The organism is Allocoleopsis sp., from assembly GCF_036703385.1.
Lineage (GTDB): Bacteria > Cyanobacteriota > Cyanobacteriia > Cyanobacteriales > Coleofasciculaceae > Allocoleopsis.
Genome location: NZ_DATNPA010000238.1, coordinates 1 through 4,035, shown reverse-complemented (window position 1 = coordinate 4,035; position 4,035 = coordinate 1). Strand labels below are relative to the sequence as shown.

3 protein-coding genes and 1 pseudogene are annotated in these 4,035 nt (G+C 44.2%); 2 read left to right on the top strand and 2 right to left on the bottom strand.

Annotated elements, in window-relative coordinates:
- Both V6C93_RS11560 and V6C93_RS38210 read right to left on the bottom strand, forming a co-directional pair.
- Nucleotides 1-682: M1 family metallopeptidase (locus tag V6C93_RS11560; RefSeq protein ID WP_414644163.1), on the bottom strand; the 682-nt coding region annotated here is incomplete at its 3' end.
- Between the two features lie 325 nt (nucleotides 683-1,007).
- Nucleotides 1,008-1,451: pseudogene (locus V6C93_RS38210) on the bottom strand (DUF6745 domain-containing protein); the annotation flags it as partial.
- A gap of 1,148 nt (nucleotides 1,452-2,599) precedes the next feature.
- Between V6C93_RS38210 and V6C93_RS11550 the strand changes: the two are divergent.
- On the top strand, nucleotides 2,600-2,902 hold the full coding sequence (locus tag V6C93_RS11550; protein WP_333476806.1) for a hypothetical protein: 303 nt from the start codon (nucleotides 2,600-2,602) through the stop codon (nucleotides 2,900-2,902).
- Nucleotides 2,903-2,942: 40 nt separating this feature from the next.
- Nucleotides 2,943-3,860 (top strand): class I SAM-dependent methyltransferase, encoded by a 918-nt coding sequence (locus V6C93_RS11545; RefSeq protein ID WP_333476805.1) that lies wholly within the window; start codon nucleotides 2,943-2,945, stop codon nucleotides 3,858-3,860.
- The last annotated feature ends 175 nt before the right edge of the window (nucleotides 3,861-4,035 follow it).

The window sequence follows — 4,035 nt, the reverse complement described above, 5'->3', positions numbered from 1 at the left end:
TAACGGGTTTGCCTCGCCACTCATCCCGAATTTCGACAAAGTCACCGACAGCTAAGGTCATTAAATAAGTCGGATGAACTTGCTGCTGCAACCAATGATAAATCTTGTCCTCTCCCTTTTCTTCCGTGGCGATCAGTTCGCCGTTGGAAATGGCAATCAGTGGTTTGGGGACTTTCACCCGAATTTCAGAGGTTGCCAACTGTCCGGGGTAGTCGAAGCAGGGGAACCAGAAGCGCGAGTCTTCATCTTCACCCTGTGTCCAGACTTGGGTGGGTTTGTTGGGGTAGTGTTCATTGGGGACGATGAAGTAGAGACCACGTTGGGGTTTTTCCACATCATAGGCGATCGCAATTTTAATTTCTTTCCCCGCTTCGGTGGGGTTTGTTAACTGAATATGCAGCTGTTCCCCATCATAGTCAAAGGATTGAGGCGTTCCCTCTATCTGTACGGATTGGATATTCAGGTTAACGGCATCCAAGGTTAGCTGGTGAATACCATTGCGGATTGCTTCGAGTGCGATCGTGCAAGTTCCGCTGAAGCTTTGGTTTGGGATATCCAGCGTCAAATCCAGGAAAATATGCTTAACTTGTCCGGGGCGATCGGGATTGTAGTGAGGTTTAGCACCGGGTAACTCAAATGACTTATGACCGTTAGTTTCGGAATCAAAATAAAAGTGCGACATTGAGCGAACCTATAAAAATAAACAGTGTAACTGGCTGCATCAAGGGTTGACTTGAGCCAACTTGGTTCATGGGCTGCGGATTATTGGACTTTGCTCTGTTGCGCTGATGGCAAACAGCAGTATAGCTATTCCCTACCCCAAAGGGCAGAGAATCGCACAAAATCTGGCTTGAATTCTTTCAGAGTAGCGCGTCTTCTACCTAAAGCTAGGTATCCGAACGTGGGTTTAGGGTTGTGGGTGAGCGATAGCGAAGCGCTGCTGCGTGTTAGCGAAGCGGGACGTAGTCCAGCGCAGCTACCGCGTAAGCGGAGCGCAGATCGCTCCTTCAAGTTTGTACTGCAAATTCTAGAGGATCGACGCCCCAATTTACCCAAGTTATTGCCTCACGCGCTGACCGCATATTGGGCGGTACCCTGAGAGCGTGAATAAATCCAGTACTGGGACAGGTCATTTTTAACAAATAAATTGGCTGTCTATCAATATCAATAATCTGGTCAATTTTTAATAAGCTATATTCAGCCCAGGAATCCAACTCAATGGCTTGCAATTCAGTGAAAATTCGTGCATAACCAATACCCTGAATGAGAACTCGACGCAGTTCTGCATTGTTTTCTGATAAAATCCATTGAGCTTGCCATTCTCTAGGAGGCAGTTTCCCGTATTTTTCGGGTAAAGTTACGCCGTGATAGCAGTACAAACCGTATCCATTCCCCCACGTAATCGCTGGTTCTGCTTCAGCGTGTAGACGTTGCTCACTATCCAAAGACAGTTGCAGCAAGTAATCGCCAATTTGGATGATTATCTGATTTTTGTCATTGACGTGAGTACAAATTCGGAGCGCTGGCGTTAACTCAGAGTCGGTAAACTCTAGGTTCAATTCTCTTTTTAGGGACTCAATCTTAGAGGCTGTTGACTCTTCCAAACTATGAATCGCTAGAGTTATGACAGTAATCAACACTGAAGTTAACTGATTTGAATTCCACCTTAGTTGGGGTATTGAGCCATACTCTTTAATTACTTGAATGCCCACACAATCTGATGATGTATTCTGATGCCCCAGTAAAAATTTTATGACTAAATCTAATTTTTCATGAAGCAATAATGTTCGCAAATTCCTACTACATTCCCAAATAATGTTGCTATCTGTTTTTAGAGTATTTATCAATTTGGGTAAGTTTTCCAATAGGAATTTCAGGTCAATTCTCTCTGCATATTCCTGAATTTCTGGTATAGGATGAGAATAGTATTGAGCGTAGAGGGTTTGTAGTTGCAGCAAGTCTTGGGCATAAATATCAGCGTAACGGATATTGCCGATAATAAAGCCTGTAGGATTGCTAACTTCATGACCAAACCCAGCCATTATTGCTTCTAGCCTAGGCGTTTCCGATTGTACTAAGTGATTCGTAACAAGGCTTGTTTTACCTAAATATTGAGCAATTGCTTCTTTCATCACTTCCGGTTGCCCATCATCCAAGCAGAATTCGTTGCTGAATTCCTGGTAAGACTGGCAAATTTGGTGGATGCGTTCGATTCCTTGTTTTAGAGAATTCAACAATTTTGGCAAGTCTTCCATTAGGAATTCCGGGTCGGCTTCTTCTGCATACTGCTGAATTTCTGGTACAGGCGAGGAATAATATTGAGTATAGAGATGTAGGAGATGTAACAAATTTTCAAAAGACTCAATAGTAGGAATTAGATTGTAAGAAAAACAAGCCACCAAGTTATCAAGTTCGCGACAAAAACCTACTACTAGTTGTCTGAAGCTAGCTATATTCGCATGGACTAATTGGCCTGTCAGGGGTTCGGTTGCACTCAAGTACTGAGCCAGTGCCTCTCTCACAACATCCCCTGATGTTCTACCAGTCGCTTGAGCTATTCCTTCAATCTCATCTTTCCACTCTGGAGGAAGTTCTGCTGTTGTCATCCTCATCGGGGTATCCAGTTAGTTGGGTTCCAGTTAACAGTTTCAGCCTAATCCAGAGTATTAGCCTTTGGCAGCAACAGGATAATAGTAATTTTGCCCTGACTCAGGTGTATCATGTCTGGCCTGAGCTTACCAGTTCAAGCAAAACAGCCGAAGTTTTGAGTTCTCTAGTCCAAGTATGGGGTTCTAAGCTCCAAGCTTCGGGTTGCGAACTCCATGTTCTAGGTTCTAAGCCTCAAGCTTTGAGTTGCGATCGCACGCGCCGCTACTTTATTGTCAGTACTCTGAGACAATAATCCTGATCAGTACGAATCTCGGCTTAAAGAAACCTTTTTTATGACAACTGCCATCAGCACGTTCCCCAATATTGCCTCCGGTTTTGTCAATGGATTACTATCCATCAAACCCTTAGCCAACTTCGCCAAGCGGCAAGCTCGTAATATGATTATTAAACGAGCGGAGAAGATTGGAGTCCCTTGGCGTCAGAGAGTACAGGAATTACGAACTCACGATTGGGACAGTGAATTGGCTGAGGTACAAAATCCTCAGTTGACTTACCCAGAGTATTACCTGTGTTCATTCCATGCTTACGAGAAAGGAAATCTTAGCTGGGATGCCGCGTTAGAGGTAGAAGTTGCATCTTATGCCGTTCATGCACAGCTTTGTCCGGAAGATGGCACGAAAGGCGATGCTAAGCTGCGGCAAAGTTACCACGATATTGTGAAATCTCAAGTTCAAATTCAGCCACAGGATATTTTAGACTTGGGTTGCAGTGTAGGGCTGAGTACGTTTGCCCTGCAAAACCTTTATCCCTCGGCAAATGTTATGGGTGTTGATTTATCACCCTACTATATAGCGGTGGCAGGATACAATTCCAGGGAGCGCAATCTCAATATTAACTGGAAACACGCGGCGGCTGAATCTACAGGTTTACCGGATACTGCTTTTGATTTAGTTTCTGCCTGTTTGATGTTCCACGAACTTCCTCAAGCGGCATCAAAACAAATCTTCCGTGAGGCAAGGCGTTTGCTGCGTCCGGGTGGTTATTTGACCATTATGGATATGAATCCTAAGTCGGAAATTTATGCGAATATGCAGCCTTACATTTTGACGTTGCTCAAGAGTACTGAACCTTATCTAGATGAGTATTTTACGTTGGATATTGAACAAGAACTGGTGAAGGCTGGTTTTCATCCACCCAGGATTACTCGTAATAGTCCGCGTCATCGGACAGTTGTGGCACAGGCGAAGTAATTTCTTGCCCGTTAGCCATTTTCAGTTGCTTATTTCATAGGTAGGGCACGGTATTATCGTGCCCCCGTTTCAATCCCTGATAGGGATTTTAGTTGATTTCGACCTACCAACAATCGCACGCCATACTTGATAAACATCACGTTTCAATCCCTGATAGGGATTTTAGTTGATTTCG